Genomic DNA, 21,773 nt, shown 5'->3' with positions numbered 1-21,773 from the left:
AAAGGTACATTTTTTTATTGAGAACAAGGCATAATATCATTGTTTCGCGCGTATTTTAAGCAAATTTTGTCTAAAAGTAGCTTGTAGCATAATAAAAAACACATCATTCGCAAAAAATAACAGTACCTTTGCACTCGCGAATGTTAAAGCCTGAACGATTCCTAAGGAAGCGTGTATGCTATAATGATTAAAACATCATATTAAAATGAAAAGACTGATTCTATTTTCAACGGTTTGCCTGATGACCACAATAGCACTGGCGCAGACCGACAGCATCAAAAGCGAGACACTGCCGGAGGTGGTGGTGAATGCCGACGGGCAGATAGAGATGGCCGACAAGACGGTGCTGCTGCCGACGATGCTGGAGAAGAAACATTCGGCCAACGGCTTCGACCTGCTGAGCGTGATGCAGACTGCGGAACTGGACGTGTCGCCACATACAAGGAACATCACGACACACAGCGGTGGTGAAGTGGTGATTTGTATTAATGGCATGGAGGCACTGGCTGAGGACGTAGCGACACTACGAGCCAAGAACATCCGCAGCATCGAGTACATCCGCACACCGAGCGGCAAGTATGCGGGCAAGGCGGGACTGGTGAACTTCATCACCTATAAATTGGAGTACGGCGGCAACGTCTATCTGTCAGCCACCGAGGGGCTGGCCTACAAGTCGGGTGACTATCTGGCCTTTACCGACTTCACCAGGAAGGGACTTACGCTGTCGCTGACAGCATCGGGTGATTGGGCTCACGACCATAGTTATTCGGAAGGGCACGAGGACTTTACCTTTTCCGACCGTTCGACGCTGACACGGGACTTTACAAGCGAGACATCCCTCCGCAAGACGAACAACCAGGCCGTACGCATGAAACTGACATCGACGGGCAACAGCCACCGACTGAACGCCTACGTCAGTCTGACCCGTCAGGCAGTGCCCAGTGTGGAGGCGGCGATGAAGGCTCTCTACACGGGACGCTATGAGGGCACGACCCAACGGCTCAACTCGTCGGACAGTCGCGGACTCGCTCCTGCCGTCTATGTCAACTACACGCTCTGGCTGCCCAAAGATCAGACGCTCGACTTCACCGCGTCGGCCTCGTTCGGCCACAACCGATACAACAGCCGCTACACGGAGACCGCCCAGAGCGCGATGACCTCCGATGTGACCGAGGACAACAATGCCATTCGAGGCAACGCACGCTACTACAAGTCGTGGAAAAACGGCCTCACACTCTCCGGCTCACTGACACACGACCACAACCACTACAAGGACACCTACACGGGAACTTCTGCGGGCAACCAGCGGCTGACTACGGACGTGACGATGGGACTGGTTCAACTCAGCGGCTCAGCGCAGAAGTATTACTACTACGTGTCGGCTGGCGTGTCGAACTCTGCCGTCAAACTCAACGACAGTCACTACAATTATTGCAGTCCTGTGGCCTTCTACGGTGGCAACTACGCCCTGAACCAGAAACACTCCCTCGCTATCAACGGCCTTTTCACCCACACGCTTTTCGACCCGTCGAACAAGAACGACATGACCGTACCCACCTCGTTCTTCGAGGCTGTCAAGGGCAATCCCGACCTCGCCCCGCTGAAAGTGCTGGGCAATACGCTGTCGTACAACGGGCAGATAGGCAAGTCGAAGATTTCCGTGTCCTACGACAACAGCATCTACTTTGACAACATCCTGCACCGCTACGATGCCGCCCTGCAGACCATTTACGACATCCACACGAACGACGGCAACTACTACGGCAACATGCTCACTGCCACTTATGCCTACAGCGTCTTTGCCGATAAATTGCGCCTTAGTGTGACCGCCATCGAGGAATACAACATGCTGCGTGGCGACACCTACGACCTGTCACACAATATCTTCCGCATGAAAGCCTCCGTCACCTACCTCACGGGCGACTGGATGCTACGCTTCAACTACCACACACCTTACACAGCACTCGACATCCGCGAGCCGTACCTCATCAGCCGCCGTCCCGTCTATGAGTGGCTCGTCAGTTGGAATCACAAGAACTGGGCTGTCAAAGCACTGGTGCGCAATCCTTTCAGCCGCTATACGAAGCAGCACATAACGATGGACTACGGCTGCTACCGCCGCGACATCTGGAACTACGGCGAGGCCGACGGCAGGAACATCAACCTGACTGTGACCTACAGCCTCGGATACGGCAAGAAGTCTAAGCGTAGCAATACCGACATCGACAAGCACATCAACAGTGCCATTATGAAAACATACTAAGCAATGAGAAAGTCTATCTTCATATTCATTGCCATCATCCTCGTGGCTGTGAGCATTGACTATAAGTATCTAAGCCCCGTCAAATGGTTTTGCAATAGGTTGACTTCAAACCTATCCCTATAATCTTCGCTTATTCTTCCACAATATTCGTGAAACGGCTCCAATAACTTTCTTTATAAGCATTGAGGCAACCTGTCGGAACATACAAGGTAGCGGAAGAATACGTTTTTTTCCTCGAATATGTATATAATAGGAGGGAAAATAAATTAAAATAAGCCCTTTTGACCCGCTATCGCGGCACTTTGGCGGTGCTGCTTTGGCGCTTTGGCGAGGCGAAAGTGTAGGTATGGCGGGGCGTCTAGCCCCTGGAAGTGTGCATTCTAGCCCCTGGACGAGAGACATCCAGCCCCTGGATGCGGGCTGTCTAGGGGCTGGAATGGAGCTGGCCAGGGGCTAGAACGGGACCAAAAGTGGCACTCTTGCAAGTCAATAGTGGCACTTTTGCAGATCAATAGCGCCACTCTTGCGTGGTGATAGGGGCACTTTGGGGGAGTAAGAGCGGCACTACCGCGTGTGGGAAGTAGAGCTTTGCGGGGGCATTGCAGGCGCAAAACTTTCACATCGGGCTTTCTATTTGGGGTCTAACTTTCAATTTGCAAGAAAAAGGGGTATGAATATAACAGATTGTTATTTTTGACAAAAAAGAAGATTAAATATGTTTCACTGCGAAGTGATTTACTTTCTTATTGTCGTATCTTTGCAGCGAATTCATTGCAAAGTGTAATTTAATGTGTAACAAGCATCTGATATAAAATTATTATGGAAGCATTAAGATTTCAGGTTGTCGGCGAGGCATTCAAGAAAAAGCCCCTCGACGTAAAAGCCCCTAGTGAGAGACCTTACGAGTACTTTGGTAAGAAGGTCTTCAATCGTGAGAAGATGTACAAGTATCTGCCCAAGGACGTGTATGAGAAGATGGTGGATGTCATCGACAATGGTGCCCGTCTGGATCGTGCTGTGGCCGACGCAGTGGCTATCGGCATGAAGCAGTGGGCCACAGAGAATGGCGTCACTCACTATACTCACTGGTTCCAACCCCTGACTGAGGGTACTGCCGAGAAGCACGACTCATTCATTGAGCACGATGGCAAGGGCGGTATGGTAGAGGAGTTTTCTGGAAAACTGCTCGTTCAGCAGGAGCCTGATGCTTCTTCGTTCCCCTCTGGTGGTATCCGCTCTACATTCGAGGCTCGTGGTTATTCTGCTTGGGATCCCACATCGCCCGTATTCATTATAGACGACACGCTGTGTATCCCCACTGTGTTTATCAGTTATAGCGGTGAGGCGCTCGACTACAAGGCTCCACTGCTGCGCGCCCTGCATGCTGTCAACGTGGCCGCTACTGATGTTTGCCATTATTTTGATCCTACGGTGAAGAAGGTAACCTCGAATCTCGGATGGGAGCAGGAGTACTTCCTTGTGGACGAGGGTCTCTATGCCGCACGCCCCGACCTGCTACTGACGGGCCGCACCCTGATGGGTCACGACTCAGCCAAGAACCAGCAGATGGACGACCACTACTTCGGTGCTATCCCCGAGCGTGTGCAGGCCTTCATGAAGAACCTCGAGTTTGAGGCACTGGAGCTGGGCATCCCCGTGAAGACACGTCACAACGAGGTGGCTCCTAACCAGTTTGAGCTGGCTCCTATCTTCGAAGAGACCAACCTGGCCGTGGACCACAACATGCTGCTCATGTCGGTGATGAAGCGCATCGCCCGCAAGCATGGCTTCCGCGTGCTGCTGCACGAAAAGCCCTTCGCTGGCATCAATGGTAGCGGTAAGCACAACAACTGGAGCTTGAGCACCGACAACGGCATCCTGCTGCATGCTCCCGGCAAGACCCCCGAGGCCAACCTGCGCTTTGCTACCTTCATTGTAGAGACACTGATGGGTGTATATCGCCACAATGGTCTGCTGAAGGCTTCTATCATGAGTGCCACCAATGCACATCGTCTGGGTGCCAACGAGGCTCCCCCAGCCATCGTATCAAGCTTCCTGGGCAAGCAGGTGAGCGAGCTGCTGGATCACATCGAGAAGGCCGACGTAGATGATATTCTGGCCATGGCCGGCAAGCAGGGCTTGAAGATGGACATCCCCGTGATTCCCGAGCTGTTTATCGACAACACCGACCGTAACCGTACGTCGCCATTCGCCTTCACCGGCAACCGCTTTGAGTTCCGCGCCGTGGGTAGCGAGGCCAACTGCGCCAGCGCTATGATCGCTCTGAACAGTGCCGTAGCCGAGGCTCTGGCCGACTTCAAGAAGCGCGTAGATGCCCGCATCCCCGAGTTCACCGAGAAACTGAAGGGCACCGACCACAGCGCCACCTTCCACGCCATCATCGCCGTACTGCGCGAGGATATTAAGACCTGTAAGCCCATCCGCTTCGACGGCAACGGCTACAGCGACGAGTGGGTAGCCGAGGCAGAGAAGCGCGGTCTGGACGTAGAGAAGAGCTGTCCGAAGATCTTCGAGCGCTATCTCGACGACGCCAGCATCAAGATGTTCGAGAGCCTGGGCGTGATGACCAAGAAGGAGCTGGAGGCACGCAACGAGGTGAAATGGGAGACCTACACCAAGAAGATCCAGATTGAGGCACGCGTGCTGGGCGACATCTCGATGAACCACATCATCCCCGTGGCCACACGCTACCAGAGCGAGCTGCTGAAGAACCTGAACAACATGGCAGTGGTGTTCCCCATCGATACTGCCGACAAGCTCTCTGCTCGCAACAAGAAGATTATTCAGGAGATAGCCGAGCGCACCTTCGCCATTGAGAAGGGCGTGGAAGAGCTGGTAGATGCTCGCAAGAAGGCCAACAAGATAGAGAGTGAGCACGAGAAGGCCATCGCCTATCACGACGAGGTAGAGCCTAAGCTCGACGAGATTCGTTATCAGATCGACAAGTTGGAACTGATCGTTGACGATGCTCTCTGGCCACTGCCTAAATATCGCGAACTATTATTTATCAGATAACCTTTTTAATTCGTCCAAGGTCATTCCTTGTTATTGAACGCATTTGCCCGAAGCTGAGACAGTTTCGGGCAAATTTCGCAAAACTCCCTCCTAACCTCCGGACCCCCTCCTAGCCTCCCCCTGTATGGGGAGGAATGGATAGTTTTTAGCATTTGGTGCTATATCCTTTTGTTCCTTGCGGGATATCCAAATTGGTTTTTAGGACCGAAGGTCCGCGGTTTTTGTTATATCACAAGGGAAATAGCCCAATCATTTCATGCATCAAAAAAAAGTTGTTGATGAATTCATATTCACCAACAACTTCTGCAAAAAAACTAGAATAAGGGGCGGTTTTTAGTCTTTCATTTACTGCTAATCATTTCTTTTTTTGCTGTCTATCATCTTCCATTTAAAAGTCTAACCATTCCTCCCCATACAGGGGGAGGTTAGGAGGGGGTCCGGGGGCTTATTCTGGCTTATTTACCAGCACTCCATTTCAGAATTCTCTCCAGAGCCTCATCGGTGGACTCATGGGTGCCGAAGGCGGTGAACCGCACGTAGCCCTCGCCACTGGGACCGAAGCCTACGCCTGGCGTGCAGACCACGTTGGCACCATAGAGCAGTTCCTCGAAAAACTGCCAAGACGTTGAGCCCTCAGGCGTGCGCATCCATATATATGGTGCATTCTCGCCACCGTAGCACTCGAAGCCTGCAGCCCTAAGCCCTGTCAGCAGGCGACCGGCATTCTGCATGTAGTAGTCGATGGTCTGCTGCACCTGCTGTTTGCCCTCGGGGGTGTAGATGGCCTCGGCAGCACGTTGCGAGATGTAGCTGGTGCCATTGAACTTGGTGCACTGACGGCGGTTCCACAGAGGGTTCAGCGCTATGCGACGACCGTCGATGGTGGCGGCAGTCAAGTCCTTGGGCACGATGGTGTAGCCGCAGCGCACACCGGTGAAGCCAGCTGTCTTTGAATAGGAGTGGAACTCAATGGCACACTTGCGGGCGCCCCGGATCTCGTAGATGCTATGAGGCACCTCGGGATCGGTGATGAAAGCCTGATAGGCGGCATCGTAGAATATGAGCGTGTCGTTCTTCAGGGCATAGTTCACCCATTTGCGCAGTTCCTGCTTAGAGATGACCGTGCCCGTGGGGTTGTTGGGGTAGCAGAGGTAGATGACGTCAACACGCTGTTTGGGCAACTCTGGTGTAAAACCATTCTCGGCGTTACAAGGCATATAGACCACATTAGACCACAGACCGTTCTGGACCGTACCGGCACGGCCAATCATCACGTTTGAGTCAATATACACAGGATAGATAGGATCGGTGACACCGATGGAGTTGTCCCAGCGAATGAGTTCCTGGATGTTGCCCGTGTCGCTCTTAGCCCCATCGTTGATGAAGACCTCGTCCATGTCGAGATGGATGCCACGAGGCAGGAAGTCGTTCTTCAGGATGGCCTCGCGCAGGAAGTCGTAGCCTTGCTCAGGACCGTAGCCGCGAAAGCCCTGTCGGGTGGCCATCTCGTCGGTGGCTCTGTGCATGGCCTCAATGACGGCCGGACACAGAGGTTGCGTGACATCGCCAATGCCCATGGAGATGACATCGGCTTCGGGGTGTGTCACCTTGAAAGCATTGACCTTCTTAGCTATATCTGCAAACAAGTAGTTGTTGGGCAGCTTCAAAAAATGTTCGTTAACTAGTGCCATATATCTAAGCCCCCTAAGTTAGGGGGATGGGGGTCTGAACGCGAGCCCCCTAAGTGAGGGGGTTGGGGGTCTGAACGCCCCTCGTGTCTTTCCCGTTAATTGTTAATATTATGTGTAAGAGAGCCTGTTCAGACCCCTAAATCCCCTTATGAAGGGGACTTTGGCTTGTTCAGACCCCTGTTGCCCCCTAACTTAGGGGGCCGTAATCTCGCCATCGAAGACAAAGGCAGCAGGTCCCGTCATATAAACGTGGTTTTTCTTATACTGACGACCATCGGCCGCACGGTCGGCTTCGGCCCATTCGATGGTGAGCGTGCCGCCATCCATCACGATGTGCGACATGCGTCCAGCCCTGCCTGTGAAGGCTGCTGCCACAGCAGTGGCACAGGCACCGGTGCCACAGGCTTGGGTGATGCCGCTGCCGCGCTCCCACACCCGGGTGCGGAAAGCCTCCCCCGCCCTCTCCGAAGGGAGGGGAGTCGCAAACTCGATGTTGCAGCGTTGCGGGAAGGCGGGATGATGCTCAAGCACACGTCCCGTGTCGCCCACCTGATCGACGTCGTCGGTGAAGATGACGTAGTGGGGGTTGCCCATGGAGACGAAGAGACCCACCCCCTGCCCCTCCCTGTGAGGGAGGGGTGTTGATAGATTTGGGGTGAATAAATTATCGTCCTCTAAAACAGGTTCGCCCATATCCACGGTGACGCTCTCCACAACATCATTCACAATATGCAGATACAGTACTTTAACGCCAGACAGCGTCAGCAAGCGTATGACGGTCTCCTTGTATCCATTTCCCTCTTTGACTGGGAGGAGCCAGGGGTTGGTCCTCTCATAGAGGTACTTTCCTATGCACCTCGAAGCGTTGCCGCACATCATCGCCTCGCTGCCGTCGGCATTGAAGATGCGCATTGTGAAATCGGCCTCGGGGATGGACGACTTGCCTATCAGCACCAGTCCGTCGGACCCGACACCCTTATGACGATCGCTCCAGGCAATGGCTGCTGCCACAGGATCGGCAATGGGGTACTGCGTTGTATCGACATAGATATAGTCGTTGCCGCAACCGTGCATTTTTGTGAAAGGTATCTTAGTCATTGGCTGAGAGATATGCTTCAACTTTCTTTGCCGTTTCCCTACCGCTGGCCATCGCACGTACCACCAGCGAGGCACCATTGGCAGAGTCGCCACAAACAAATACATTAGCAGGATATTCAGGATGTTCGGGCTTCAGGAAGCCCATGGCCAACAGACAGAGCTCGGCCTTGATGATTTCAGGCTTGCCCTTCTCCACCATGATGGGACGACCGCCCTCGGGGTTGGGTTTCCAGTCAATCTCCTGCACCTTGACACCTGTGAGTTTGCCGTTCTCGCCTAAGAACTCCAAGGTGTTGATGTTCCAGCGGCGAGTGCAACCCTCTTCGTGGCTCGAGGTGGTCTTGAGCGTGCGAGGCCAGTTGGGCCAAGGGTTCTGCGGGTCTTCCGGACCTTCCACAGGACGCGGCATAATCTCAATCTGAGTGACACTCTTACAACCCTGACGATGGGCGGTGCCAATACAGTCAGAGCCCGTGTCGCCACCACCAATCACCAGCACATCCTTGCCCTTGGCGGTGATACGCTCATCCTTTGAGAATTCGATGCCTGCCAGCACACGGTTCTGCTGCGACAACAGTTCGAGAGCGAAGTGCACACCCTTCAGTTCGCGGCCGGGGGCTTTCAGATCGCGGGCGGTGGGGGTGCCGGTAGCGACGACTATGGCGTCGTAATCAGAACTGAGAGATGAGAGGTGAGAGGTGAGAGGTATCTCTTGGCCATATTTAAATTCGATGCCCTCTTCTTCTAGTAGCTTGATGCGGCGGTCGATGACGGCCTTGTTGAGTTTGAAGTTGGGGATGCCGTAGCGCAGCAAGCCACCAGCAGCCTCGTTCTTCTCAAACACCGTGACGGTGTAGCCCATCTGGTTCAGGTCGTTGGCAGCAGCGAGTCCGGCAGGACCAGCACCAATCACGGCCACCGTCTTACCATTCTCGCCTTGCGAGCGTCCTTCGGCCGAGCGGCGCTTAATATCCTTACGAGGCTGGATAAAACCTTCCTGAAAAGCCATCTCGGTAATGGCACATTCATCCTCGCGATTGGTGGTAGGTTCGTGGTTGAAGCGGTTCAGCACACAGGCCTTCTCGCAGAGAGCAGGGCAGATACGCCCCGTGAACTCAGGGAAGGGGTTCGTGCTGTTCAGCAAGTGGTAGGCTAGTTCGAAGTCGCCCTTGTACAGGGCATCGTTCCACTCTGGTGCTTTGTTGCCCAGCGGACAAGCCCAGTGGCAAAAAGGTACGCCACAGTCCATGCAACGGCTTGCCTGCAGTTTGCGCTCGCGAGTGGAGAGCGTCTGCTCCACCTCGCCAAAGTCATGGATTCTATCGTGAATCGGACGATAACCCGCCTCTTGGCGGTGTATCTCTAAAAAAGCTTTTGGATTTCCCATTTTTTTAAAATTTAAAAGTTGAAAGATTGAAAAATTGAAATTCTCTTTAATTCTTCCATTCTTTAATTCTTCAATTTTTAATAGTCGCGCTGGATGTCGGCAATCTTTTCGTGCAGACGTGCCATCTTCTCCTCTTCGAGCACACGCTTATACTCGATGGGCACCACCTGGATGAAGTCCTCGATATAGCGATGCCAATCGTCGAGCATGCGCCCTGCAAGAGCAGAACCCGTATGGAGGTAATGCTGACGGATGAACTCGAGCAGTTCCTTACGAGAGACACTGTCCTCTACGAGCGAGAGCTCCACCATATCCATGTTGCAGAAGTAATCGAACGTGTGGTCGGGGTCATAGACATAGGCCACACCGCCACTCATACCTGCAGCGAAGTTGCGACCTGTTTTGCCGAGCACCACCACGCGACCGCCCGTCATATACTCGCAGCAATGGTCGCCAGCACCCTCGATGACCGCAATGGCTCCGGAGTTGCGCACACCAAAGCGCTCACCCACCTTTCCGTTGATGTAGAGTTCGCCCGAGGTGGCGCCATAGAGACCGGTATTGCCGGCAATGATATTCTCCTCGGCCTTGAAGTCATCACTGCGACGAGCCGGGGGCAGGATAGAGATGCGTCCGCCCGAGAGACCTTTGCCGAAGTAATCGTTGGCCTCGCCCTCGAGGCGCAGGTCCAAGCCCTTCACGGCAAAGGCACCGAAGCTCTGACCTGCCGAGCCCTTGAACTTGATCTTGATAGTGCCGTCGGGCAAACCTTGTTCGCCGTATCTCTTGGCGATGGCGCCCGAGAGCATAGTAGCCACCGCACGGTCGGTATTCTTGATGGCATACGAAGCCTCACCCCCGTCCCCTCTCCCAGAGGCGAGGGGAGTAGATAGTATCAACTCCGAAAAGTCTGCGAGTATCTGTTTGTTGAGATGATTGCCACCAACCTCTGTATATGCCCCGCGGTCCCAATAAAGCGCCTTGTCAGTGTCAGGCTTGTGAAGCAAGCGACCGAAGTCAATGGTCGCCCATTTGTCGGTGACACTACTCCCCTCTCCACTCGGAGAGGGGCTGGGGGTGAGGCTTTCAATCAGCTCCGTCCGCCCGATAATCTCTTTCAGCGAATGTACGCCTATCTCCGAGAGGTATTCGCGTACCTGCTGAGCCAGGAAGGTGAAGTAGTTCACCACGTATTCGGCCCTACCCTCAAAATGCTTGCGCAGCTCGGGGTTCTGGGTGGCCACACCCATGGGGCAGGTATTGGTATTACACTTACGCATCATCACGCAGCCCAGCACGATGAGGGGCAGCGTACCGAACGAGAACTCGTCGGCACCCAGCATGGCCATCACGATTACGTCCTTGGCGGTCTTGAGCTGTCCGTCGGTCTGCAGGCGCACTTGGTTGCGCAGACCGTTCATCACCAAGGTCTGCTGGGTCTCTGCCAGTCCTATCTCAGGCGAGATTCCGGCAAAGCGCATGCTCGAAGCAGGCGATGCACCCGTGCCACCCTCGGCACCAGAGATGACAATAAGGTCGGCCTTGGCCTTAGCCACACCAGCGGCAATCGTTCCTACCCCACTCTCGGCAACGAGCTTCACGCTGACGGCAGCCGTGGGGTTGATGTTCTTCAGGTCGAAGATAAGCTGCGCCAGGTCTTCAATAGAATAGATATCGTGATGAGGTGGCGGCGAAATGAGCGAGATGCCGGGGATGGCATGACGCGTCTTGGCGATGATGTCGTTGACCTTGAATCCGGGCAACTGTCCGCCCTCACCAGGCTTGGCACCCTGTGCCACCTTGATTTGTATTTCTTCGGCATTCACTAAGTATTCGGCAGTAACACCAAAACGACCACTGGCAATCTGTTTAGTCTTTGAACTCAGGCTCACGCCATCGACCACTGAGTGATAGCGGACGTTATCCTCGCCACCCTCACCCGTGTTACTACGTGTGCCCAACTTATTCATCGCCAGTGCCAGTGCCTCGTGAGCCTCGATGCTGAGAGCGCCAAACGACATGGCACCGGTGACAAAGTGTTTCACGATGCTCTCAACACTTTCCACCTCGTCGAGGGAGACGGAAGACCCTCCCCCCTGCCCCTCCCTGTCATGGAGGGGAGTAGTAACTTTCTTGAATCGAAGGAAGTCACGCAAGAAGATGGGAGATTCTTTCTCGTCAACCAATTTTGACCACTCTTTAAACTTCTCGTACGAGCCTTGTCGACAGGCCAGTTGCAGTTTGGCGATAGTCTCTGGGTTCCAGGCGTGCTTGATACCATCCTTGCGCCATGCAAAGAGGCCCTGGTTCTGCAGCATGGTCTGCTCTTTGGCCTGCTCGCGCAGACGGATAGCATCCCTTGCTATTTCCTTCAGGCCCACACCACCGATGGTGCTCACCTCTGTACCGAAGTAGCGGCGCAGTAGGTCCTCGCTCAGTCCGATGCTCTCGAAGATCTTGGCTCCACGATAAGAGCGAATGGTCGAGATACCCATTTTCGACATAATCTTCTTCAGGCCCTTATCCACGGCCTTGATATAGTTTTTCTCGGCGGTCTCGTAGGCCTCCTGAATTTTTCCGCGCTTCACCAGATCGTCGAGGATGGCGAAGGTCATATACGGACAGAGGGCGCTGGCGCCGTAGCCCAGCAGCAGGGCAGCGTGCATCGTCTCACGAATCTCGCCACTCTCCACGATGAGGGCTGTCTGCACGCGCTTGCTCACGCTTATCAGATAGTGGTGAACAGCGCTGACGGCTAGGAGGGAGGGAATGTAACCTCCCCCAACCCCTCCAAAGGAGGGGAGTGCCTTACGGACTTCCTCTTCGCGGTCGGTTAGGATTATATAGTTATAGCCATCGTCCACAGCCTGCTCTGCATCTTTACACAATTTGTCTAATGCTGCCCGTAGGCTCTCCCCTCCTTTGGAGGGGTCGGGGGAGGTGAACGCTATCGCTAGTTTTATGGTCTTGAATCCCTTATACCTTATATTACATAATATATCGAGTTGTGTGTTGGTCAGAACGGGTTGTGGCAGGCGCACCATCTTACAGTTCGAGGCGTCGGGCGTCAGGATGTTGGTGCCCACGGCGCCGATATATTCTGTCAGGCTCATCACCAGCTCCTCGCGGATGGGGTCGATAGCGGGGTTGGTGACCTGAGCGAACTGCTGGCGGAAATAGTTGAAAAACACCTGCGGACGATCAGAGATGACCGCCAGCGGCGTGTCGTTACCCATCGCGGCCACAGGCTCCTGTCCGGCAGTAGCCATCGGTATGATGGTCTTGTCGATATCCTCCTGACCATAGCCGAACTGCACCAGCTTGCGGGGCAGGTCGGCCACGCTGTTGTCCACCTTCCTTCCACTCTTGAGTTTCTCCAGTTGCACGCGGTTCTCCGAGAGCCACTCGCGGTAGGGATGAGCCTTGGCGAGCTGCTCCTTGATTTCGCCGTCGTAGTAGATTTTTCCTTCCTGGGTGTCGATGAGCAGGATTTTCCCCGGCTGCAGGCGACCTTTCGACACCACGTCGCCAGGCTCAAAGTCCATCACGCCCACCTCGCTGGCCACCACCATCATCCCTTGTTTGGTGATGGTATAGCGACTGGGGCGCAGACCGTTGCGGTCGAGCATACCCCCCGCATAGCGACCGTCGGAGAATAACAGTGCGGCAGGTCCGTCCCAAGGCTCCATCAGGATAGAGTGATATTCGTAGAAGGCCTTCAAATCCTCCGAGATGGGGTTCTTGTCGTTGAAGCTCTCAGGCACGAGGATGGCCATCGCCTGGGGCAGCGAGAGTCCGCTCATCATCAGGAACTCGAACACGTTGTCGAGACTGGCCGAGTCGCTCATGCCGTCCTGCACGATGGGGCGCAGGTCCTTGATGTCGCCTAGCGCCTCACTGCTCAACACACTCTCGCGGGCTTTCATCCACCCGCGGTTGCCACGAATGGTATTGATCTCACCATTGTGGGCCAGCAGTCGGAAGGGCTGCGCCAGCTTCCATTTAGGGAAGGTATTGGTAGAGAAGCGCGAGTGAACCAAAGCCAGTCCGCTGGTGAAATAGTCGTTCGAGAGGTCGGGGAAGTAGCGACGCAGCTGTCCGCTGGTGAGCATACCCTTATAGATGAGATTCTTAGAAGAGAGGGAGCAAATGTAGAAATCGGACTCTCCCCCCTGCCCCTCCCTGTGAGGGAGGGGAGTAGATAGTTCTTCCATTTTGGCTACCCTATTCTCGATTCTCTTCCTTATTATATATAATGTGCGTTCGAATGTCTTCTCCTCTTCGTCTGAAGTGTAATCACTCCCCTCCATTACAGGGAGGGGATGGGGGGTGGGTCCCCTCTTCACAAAAATCTGCTTAATGTCTGGTTCAACCTCGCGAGCAGCCACACCCAGCACCTCGGGGTTGGTGGGAACAGTGCGCAGATGCATCAGTTGCAAGCCTTCGCGCTCTATCTCCTCTATCATCACACTCAGTATCGCCTGCTGCGCACGCTCTTCTTTGGGCAGGAACACCAGTCCGGTGCCGTATTTCCCCTTCTCGGGCACTGGGATGCCCTGAAGAAGAATAAACTCGTGGGGAATCTGCACCATGATGCCGGCACCGTCGCCCGTCTTGTCGCGCGTCTCAGCACCACGATGCTCCATGTTTTCCAACACCCTCAATGCGTTGTCCACCAGCTCATGACTCTTACCACCGTGGATGTTCACCACCATACCCACACCACAGGCATCGTGCTCATATTCACTTTGATAAAGTCCCTGATTGTTTAGTTTTCGTTGTGTCATATTATCCTTGCTTTACCTTTTGTTTTGTCAAATTCCGGCTGCAAAGATAAATCAAAATGCAACAACATCAGTCTTTATACTTTCTTTTTAATTCAATAATTTGTTGCAAACTTACACTTTGTTGCAAAATGGCGCTAAATTCTTTTATTTTGATTATGATTTATTTCTCAAAAGCCTCCAATTGTTACAAATTGTTAGTTGACTTCATTTTATTCATGCAAAAACCGGAAGAGAAACTTCATTTATTTTTAAAAACGGTAACTTTGCAGAGCAATTTTGATGGACAACAAACACATTCTTATATTATATTCATGGAAACAAAATACATATTCGTGACAGGTGGTGTCGTTTCCTCGTTGGGAAAAGGTATCATTTCGGCCAGCATTGGAAAACTGCTGCAAGCACGCGGCTATAAGGTAACCATTCAGAAGTTCGATCCCTACATCAACATCGACCCAGGCACACTGAACCCATACGAGCACGGTGAGTGCTACGTGACCGAAGACGGATTTGAGACCGACCTGGACTTGGGACACTACGAGCGATTCACTGGCATACACACGACACGAAACAACAGCATAACCACTGGACGCATCTACAAGACGGTGATAGATCGCGAACGCCACGGCGACTATCTGGGCAAAACAATCCAAGTAGTGCCTCATATCACCGACGAGATTAAGAGGAGGATGCTGAGAACCTCCCCTGCCCCCTCCCAAGGAGGGGAGTGCCTGACGGGCAGGGAAAGCGACAGCCCCTCCTCCCCTTTGGGGAGGTCGGGAGAGGTCCTCGACTTTGTTATCACCGAGGTGGGCGGCACCATCGGCGACATAGAGAGTGCGCCATTCATGGAGGCCATCCGCCAATTGCGCTACCAGCTGGGACGCAATGCCGTCTGCGTGCACCTGACCTACGTGCCCTATCTGAAGGCTGCCGACGAACTGAAGACCAAGCCCACTCAGCACTCCGTAAAGGAACTGCAAGGAATGGGTATTCAGCCCGACATCCTGGTGCTTCGTACAGAGCGACATCTTGACGACGGCATGCGCATGAAGGTGGCATCGTTCTGTAACGTGGACTTGGAGTGCGTCATCCAGAGCGAGGACCTGCCCTCTATCTACGAGGTGCCCGTGAACATGCAGCGCCAGGGACTGGATGCTGCCATCATGCGCAAGATTGGCATTCCCGTGGGCGAGACACCAGCCATGAAGCCATGGCACGCATTTCTCGACAAGCAGCGGGGTGCCACCAACGAAGTACATATCGCACTGGTAGGCAAGTATGATTTGCAAGATGCCTACAAGAGCATCCGCGAGAGCTTGAACCTGGCTGGCATCTACAACGACGTGAAAGCCCGCCTGCATTTTGTAAACAGCGAGGAGATCACCAAACAGAACATCGGCGAGAAGCTTGAGGGCATGCAGGGCGTCGTGATCTGTCCGGGATTCGGCAGTCGTGGCATCGAGGGCAAAATCATTGCTGCTGAATACACACGCACCAACGACATACCCACCTTCGGCATCTGTCTGGGCATGCAGATGATGGTGATTGAGTTTGCCCGCAACGTACTGGGCTACGAGGATGCCAACAGTGCGGAGATGGACAACCTGACGCCCCACAACGTCATCGACATCATGGAGGAACAGAAGAGCATCACACAGATGGGCGGCACCATGCGACTGGGCGCCTACGAATGTAAGGTGTTGAAAGGTTGTAAGACGTTTGAGGCATACTCGCAGTCAGAACAATCTACTCCCCTCGCTCACAGAGAGGGGTCGGAGGAGAGTCTCTTTATCAAGGAGCGCCACCGCCACCGCTACGAGTTCAACAACCAGTATCAGCAGGAGTACGAGGCTGCCGGCATGAAGTGCGTGGGCATCAACCCCGCCGCCAACCTGGTGGAGATTGTCGAGATACCCGAGAAACGCTGGTACATCGGAACCCAGTTCCACCCCGAATACACATCGACGGTACTCAACCCGCACCCCTTGTTCATGTCGTTCATCAAAGCCTGCAAATAGAATATGGAACAGCTGAAACACGAATGTGGCGTGGCAATGATTCGTCTGCTGAAGCCACTTGACTACTACGAGAAGAAATACGGCACCTGGGCCTACGGATTCAACAAGCTCTACCTGATGATGGAGAAGCAGCACAATCGCGGACAGGAGGGTGCCGGTATTGCATCGGTGAGCCTGACCAACAAGCCTGGCACCGAGTATATGTTTCGTGAGAAAGCAGAAGGCAAGGATGCCATCACACAGATTTTCTCCAGAGTAACAGAAGAGATGAAGGGCGAGCTGCTCATGGGACACCTGCGCTACTCGACCACAGGCAAGAGTGGACTGACATTTGTTCATCCTTTCTTGCGCCGCAACAACTGGAGAGCGAAGAACCTGTGTCTGTGTGGCAACTTCAACATGACTAACATCGACGAGGTCTTCCGTTTTCTCACAGCGCAGGGACAATCGCCTCGCATCTATGGTGACTCATACATCACACTCGAACTGATGGGACACCGGCTGGACCGCGAGGTGGAGCGTCTCTTCGCCGAGGCCAAAGCGCAAGGACTGGAGGGCACGGCCATCACCGACTATATAGACAGTCATGTAGAGATGGCCAACGTGCTGCGCACCACCATGCAGCACTACGATGGCGGCTACGTGATGTGCGGACTCACCGGCTCGGGCGAGATGTTCTCGGTGCGCGACCCTTGGGGCATACGCCCGGCTTTCTACTATCGCGATGAAGAGATCATCGCACTTGCCAGCGAGCGTCCCGTGCTGCAGACCACCTTCGACATTCAGGCAACGGACATACATGAACTGAAACCCGGCCAGGCTCTCATCGTTCATCAGAACGGTGAAAGCCAACTGGCACAGATCATGCCTGCACAGCAACTATGCGCCTGCTCGTTCGAGCGCATCTACTTCAGCAGAGGTTCAGACTGCGACATCTATCAGGAGCGCAAACGACTGGGCGAACTGCTCACACCCGCCATCAAGCAGGCCATCGACGGGGACGTGGACAACACCGTCTTCTCGTATATACCCAACACGGCCGAGGTGGCCTTTTATGGTATGACCGACGGTTTCCGCAAGCTTCACGGTGATGTGCGCACAGAAAAGGTGGTATGGAAAGACATCAAGCTGCGCACCTTTATCACCGACAACAGCGAGCGCAACGATCTGGCAGCCCATGTCTATGACATTAGCTACGGTTCGCTGCGCCCACAGGTGGACAACCTGGTGATTATCGACGACAGCATCGTGCGCGGCACCACGCTCAAAGAGAGCATCTTTAAGATACTGGACCGACTGCACCCCAAGAAGATTGTGATGGTGTCAAGCTCGCCACAGATTCGCTACCCCGACTACTATGGCATCGACATGGCCCGATTAGAGGAGTTCTGTGCCTTTCGCGCCACAATGGCACTGCTGAAGCAACGCGGCATGCAACAGCTGGTAAGCGACACCTACGAAGCTTGCAAGCACGAACTGCAGAAGCCCAAGGAGCAGATGCAAAACTGCGTGCGCGCCCTCTACGAGCCATTCACCGTTGAGGAAATCAACCAGAAGATTGTGGAAATATTGCGCCCAAAGGATATGCAGGCGCCCATCGAGCTGGTGTTCCAAAGCATCGAAGGACTGCACAAGGCGTGCCCCAGCCACCCCGGCGACTGGTACTTCACGGGCCACTACCCCACGCCTGGCGGCACTCGACTCTGCAATCAGGCTTTCGTGAACTATATTGACAGTTTGCAGAAATAACCCATAACAACAACAAAAGCAACAAAAAACTAGAATAAGACTATGTGTGGAATCGTTGGAATCTTTCGCTCGACAACGCAAGATGGCGCCTGTCAGGGCAAAAACGCAAAAGAACAAATGCCTGCTCTGCGTGAAAAGGCACTGAAGATGAGTCAGAAAATCCGTCACCGCGGCCCCGACTGGAGCGGCATCTACAGCGGTGGCTCAGCCATATTGGCTCACGAGCGACTGAGCATCGTTGACCCTGAATCGGGCAAACAGCCGCTGTTCTCGCCCGACGGCAAACAGATATTGGCGGTTAATGGCGAGATTTACAACCATCAAGAGATACGTCGCCGCTATGCTGGCAAGTACGACTTCCAGACGGGTAGTGACTGCGAGGTGATTCTGGCGCTGTACCGCGAAAAAGGCATCAACTTCTTGGAAGACCTGAATGGCATTTTTGCCTTCGCCCTCTACGACGAGGAGAAGGATACGTTTCTCATTGCCCGCGACCCTATCGGGGTGATACCCCTCTACATCGGCTATGATGCCGACGGCACCATCTATGTGGCGTCCGAACTGAAAGCCCTCGAGGGCCAGTGCGAGCGCTACGAGCCGTTCCTTCCCGGTCACTACTACTATAGTGCCGACCCTGGCATGAAGCGCTACTACAAACGCGATTGGTTTGAATACGATGCAGTCAAAAACAATCCTGCTTCTGTCACTGCTATCCACGACGCACTCGAAGCTGCCGTCAAACGACAGCTGATGAGCGACGTGCCCTACGGTGTGCTCCTCTCGGGCGGCCTCGACTCGTCTGTCATCTCTGCCATCGCCGAGAAATACAGCGAGATGCGCATCGAAGACAACTCGCAGTCGAAAGCCTACTGGCCCCGTCTGCACTCGTTTGCGGTGGGACTGAAGGGCGCGCCCGACCTGGCCAAAGCCAAGATGGTGGCCGACCACATCGGTACCGTTCACCACGAGATCAACTACACCATTCAAGAAGGACTCGATGCCATCCGCGACGTCATCTACTTCATCGAGACCTACGACGTGACTACCGTTCGCGCCTCAACGCCCATGTACTTGCTGGCACGCGTCATCAAGTCGATGGGCATCAAGATGGTGCTCAGCGGCGAGGGTGCCGACGAAATCTTCGGAGGCTATCTCTACTTCCACAAAGCGCCAACGGCCAAAGATTTCCACGAAGAGACCGTTCGCAAGCTCTCCAAACTGCACCTCTACGACTGTCTGCGCGCCAACAAAAGCCTGAGTGCTTGGGGTGTTGAGGGCCGCGTGCCCTTCCTCGACAAGGAGTTCCTCGATGTAGCCATGCGAACCAACCCCGAGGCCAAGATGTGTAACCCCCACCTAACCTCCCCGAGGGGAGGAAACGACGCTCTGAAAGTCTCCCCCCGTGGAGATTTAGAGGGGGTTTCCATTGAGAAGCGCATTGTGCGCGAGGCCTTTGCCGACATGCTGCCCGAGGCAGTAGTCTGGCGACAGAAAGAGCAGTTCTCTGATGGTGTGGGCTACTCATGGATCGACACCTTGAAGGAGATGACCGCTGCAGCCGTGAGCGACGAGCAGATGGCACATGCCGCCGAGCGCTTCCCCATCAATCCGCCTAAGAACAAGGAAGAATACTACTACCGCTCAATCTTCGCCGAGCACTTCCCCAGCGACTCAGCCGCCCTCAGTGTGCCCAGCGAGGCATCCGTAGCCTGTTCCACCGCCATTGCCCTGGAGTGGGACGAAGCCTTCAAGAACATGAACGACCCCTCGGGTCGAGCCGTTAAAGGCGTGCATGAGCAAGCCTATTAACGGAACGACATCACGTTCTAAAGGCGTGCATGAGCAAGCCTATTAACGCTTTTTGCATTTTTTTCGGACGAAATGGACAATGATTGAAAAAGATTTTATATCTTTGCGGTTGTTATAACATTTTGATGCGCATGATTATGGTATTCTTAAATTTGAGTTACCATCTACGACAAGTCCGACATGTCAAGCATCAATAACGGTGATTTGTGGAAAATGATGATTTACATAATACATCATCTATCATAGTGTTCACTTAAATATAATATTCACTTAAAATCAGCAACGTATGAAAACAAAAGTTTTATCTTTACTGATGGTTCTCTTCATGCTGGCAATGGATGTACAGGCGCAGATTACGCTGCACGACCCCGTTATCACCGACTCGTATATGGCATTTGTAGGCGAGAACCAAATGAACAACTACCGATTCACGCTCGACACCTATGAATGGGCAGACCGCGGGCCACAGTTCCAACTCACCATTGAACCGATTGACGCTACCAAGTGGGCACATATCGAAGGCTCTGACCTCACCGACCCCAATTACTGGGAGCCGATGTTCCGTCAGTACACGTTGCAAATGGCGGGTCAGGAAATGACGGCACAGAACAACGTGAAGCGACTATATGTGAAGAATGTATCATTGCAAGAGGCTCAGTTCAAAGATTATACCGAACTGCATATTATCGGCATAGAGGCCGGTGGAGACTATGCTATCCCCGACAAAATCTTCATGGAAAACACACATCTGGAAACGTTCGACTGCAACGTGCAGGGCACGCTGATGCTCGGCTCTGACGTAGTGAACACCCAACCGAATTTCACCGTCATAGTATATACCCAACAGAGTGCTGAGGCTTGGAACAAATATAAGGTGAGTACGGGCGCAAACCTCATAGTGGACGACAGCAAAGTGGGCGGAGGTTCGCCAGTAACCTTGTATCAGGTGCCCAACGGCAGCTTTGCCGACTGGGAGGAGCGCAACCTGCCCGCAGAGATGGGTGGCGGAAGCTACACGTCACCGTCGGGCTATTGGGACACATTCAACATTCTGGCTCCTGGCTGCGTGACGAAGACCGAAGGCCGAACTGCGGGGACTACGGCAGCTCTGCTTGAGTCGAAGGTAGTGGACATGTCGGCGGCAGGTATGCCGGGTGAGGTGGTCACAACGTCGCTGTTAGTCACCGACTGCTTCCTGAAAAAGATGAGCGGCAGCGAGTACGAACAGGGCGTGCCTTGCAACAAAATTCCCGCACGCTATCTCACCTTCTGGTACAAATACCAACCCGTGACTGGTGACGTAGCACAGGTGTTCATCCAATTCAACGAAGACCTGGTGATTAAACCGCAAGTGACCCGTACTGTGAAGTTCCGCAAGAAGATAACCGAGGCTGCGTCTGACTGGACTTTCGGCTACATCGATCTTTCCGAGAGCGAAAATGGCAACGACCCTTCCGGTCTTGGTTGGGGCATCAACGCCTTCTATATCGACATCACCTCGAGTGTCAGTGGCATGAGTTCCAGCACAGAGGGCAGTGGTGCATCGGCACCGGGCTCAAAACTGTGGATTACCGAGCTACAGTTTGCCAGTGAAGTAACTGGCATCGAAAACGTGTTGTCCAACCGAACCAATGCTTCATCTGTCCGTTATAACCTCAGTGGCCAGCGTATCAAGAAAGGCTATAAAGGCATCGTGGTAGAGAACGGTCACAAGGTGCTTGTGAAGTAATCTCTTATAAAAAAGACCGTTACGCGGATGGGCGTAACGGTCTTTTCGTATATAGCGATCTGGCTATTTCACCATTTGTCCTTGCGGAGTATATACCCTACCCTTTCGGACGATGTATATCTTTCCATCAATGAGCACCTTATGAGGCTTTTCTGTCTTGTCACTCATGACGTGGCCTCCGCCAACCGCGTGGCCATTGACGA

The 21,773-nt window shown here is 53.7% G+C and carries 10 protein-coding genes; 6 read left to right on the top strand and 4 right to left on the bottom strand.

Going from position 1 to position 21,773, the window contains the following annotated elements; all coding sequences use genetic code 11:
- Positions 1-205 precede the first annotated feature (205 nt).
- Together L6472_RS00835 and L6472_RS00830 are read left to right on the top strand one after the other, a co-directional pair.
- On the top strand, positions 206-2,263 hold the full coding sequence (locus L6472_RS00835; RefSeq protein ID WP_237806318.1) for a hypothetical protein: 2,058 nt from the start codon (positions 206-208) through the stop codon (positions 2,261-2,263).
- An 819-nt stretch (positions 2,264-3,082) separates the two neighbouring features.
- The gene (locus tag L6472_RS00830; RefSeq protein WP_237806316.1) at positions 3,083-5,299 is read left to right on the top strand and encodes a glutamine synthetase III; all 2,217 of its coding nucleotides are present in this window, start codon (positions 3,083-3,085) and stop codon (positions 5,297-5,299) included.
- Positions 5,300-5,754: 455 nt separating this feature from the next.
- Here L6472_RS00830 and L6472_RS00825 read toward each other — a convergent pair whose 3' ends face one another.
- From L6472_RS00825 to gltB, 4 genes are all read right to left on the bottom strand, one after another.
- A complete protein-coding gene (locus tag L6472_RS00825) occupies positions 5,755-6,990 on the bottom strand; it encodes an LL-diaminopimelate aminotransferase (RefSeq protein WP_237806314.1) in 1,236 nt (411 codons plus the stop codon).
- A gap of 192 nt (positions 6,991-7,182) precedes the next feature.
- Positions 7,183-8,088 carry a diaminopimelate epimerase gene (gene dapF / locus L6472_RS00820; RefSeq protein ID WP_237806312.1) on the bottom strand — a complete coding sequence of 302 codons (906 nt, stop codon included), beginning with the start codon at positions 8,086-8,088 and terminating at the stop codon, positions 7,183-7,185.
- Complete coding sequence (locus tag L6472_RS00815; RefSeq protein WP_237806310.1) at positions 8,081-9,475, bottom strand: glutamate synthase subunit beta; 1,395 nt, start codon at positions 9,473-9,475, stop codon at positions 8,081-8,083. The genes dapF and L6472_RS00815 overlap by 8 nt, the downstream gene beginning before the upstream one ends.
- Before the next feature lie 77 nt (positions 9,476-9,552).
- The gene (gltB, locus tag L6472_RS00810) at positions 9,553-14,262 is read right to left on the bottom strand and encodes a glutamate synthase large subunit (protein ID WP_237806308.1); all 4,710 of its coding nucleotides are present in this window, start codon (positions 14,260-14,262) and stop codon (positions 9,553-9,555) included.
- A 311-nt stretch (positions 14,263-14,573) separates the two neighbouring features.
- On the opposite strand from gltB, the gene L6472_RS00805 reads away from it, so the two are divergent.
- The 4 genes from L6472_RS00805 (at position 14,574) to L6472_RS00790 (ending at position 21,570) form a co-directional block, all read left to right on the top strand.
- A complete protein-coding gene (locus tag L6472_RS00805; RefSeq protein ID WP_237806306.1) occupies positions 14,574-16,283 on the top strand; it encodes a CTP synthase in 1,710 nt (569 codons plus the stop codon).
- Between the two features lie 3 nt (positions 16,284-16,286).
- Positions 16,287-18,032, top strand: coding sequence for an amidophosphoribosyltransferase (locus tag L6472_RS00800; RefSeq protein ID WP_237806304.1), 1,746 nt, complete (start codon positions 16,287-16,289; stop codon positions 18,030-18,032).
- 42 nt (positions 18,033-18,074) lie between these two features.
- Complete coding sequence (gene asnB, locus L6472_RS00795) at positions 18,075-19,841, top strand: asparagine synthase B (RefSeq protein ID WP_237806302.1); 1,767 nt, start codon at positions 18,075-18,077, stop codon at positions 19,839-19,841.
- Between the two features lie 286 nt (positions 19,842-20,127).
- Positions 20,128-21,570 (top strand): hypothetical protein, encoded by a 1,443-nt coding sequence (locus tag L6472_RS00790; RefSeq protein ID WP_237806300.1) that lies wholly within the window; start codon positions 20,128-20,130, stop codon positions 21,568-21,570.
- Positions 21,571-21,773: the final 203 nt, after the last annotated feature.

Origin of the sequence: Prevotella sp. E13-17, assembly GCF_022024035.1 — a bacterium.
In the GTDB taxonomy this organism is placed as follows: Bacteria; Bacteroidota; Bacteroidia; order Bacteroidales; family Bacteroidaceae; genus Prevotella.
This window is presented reverse-complemented; position numbering and strand designations above follow the sequence as displayed.

Excerpts from the sequence above, each read along its gene's own strand:
- L6472_RS00805 (WP_237806306.1), top strand. The coding sequence starts at position 14,574 with ATGGAAACAAAATACATATTCGTGACAGGTGGTGTCGTTTCCTCGTTG.
- L6472_RS00790 (WP_237806300.1), top strand. The coding sequence starts at position 20,128 with ATGAAAACAAAAGTTTTATCTTTACTGATGGTTCTCTTCATGCTGGCA.
- gltB (WP_237806308.1), bottom strand. The coding sequence starts at position 14,262 with ATGACACAACGAAAACTAAACAATCAGGGACTTTATCAAAGTGAATAT.
- L6472_RS00815 (WP_237806310.1), bottom strand. The coding sequence starts at position 9,475 with ATGGGAAATCCAAAAGCTTTTTTAGAGATACACCGCCAAGAGGCGGGT.
- asnB (WP_237806302.1), top strand. The coding sequence starts at position 18,075 with ATGTGTGGAATCGTTGGAATCTTTCGCTCGACAACGCAAGATGGCGCC.
- L6472_RS00830 (WP_237806316.1), top strand. The coding sequence starts at position 3,083 with ATGGAAGCATTAAGATTTCAGGTTGTCGGCGAGGCATTCAAGAAAAAG.
- L6472_RS00800 (WP_237806304.1), top strand. The coding sequence starts at position 16,287 with ATGGAACAGCTGAAACACGAATGTGGCGTGGCAATGATTCGTCTGCTG.
- dapF (WP_237806312.1), bottom strand. The coding sequence starts at position 8,088 with ATGACTAAGATACCTTTCACAAAAATGCACGGTTGCGGCAACGACTAT.
- L6472_RS00825 (WP_237806314.1), bottom strand. The coding sequence starts at position 6,990 with ATGGCACTAGTTAACGAACATTTTTTGAAGCTGCCCAACAACTACTTG.
- L6472_RS00835 (WP_237806318.1), top strand. The coding sequence starts at position 206 with ATGAAAAGACTGATTCTATTTTCAACGGTTTGCCTGATGACCACAATA.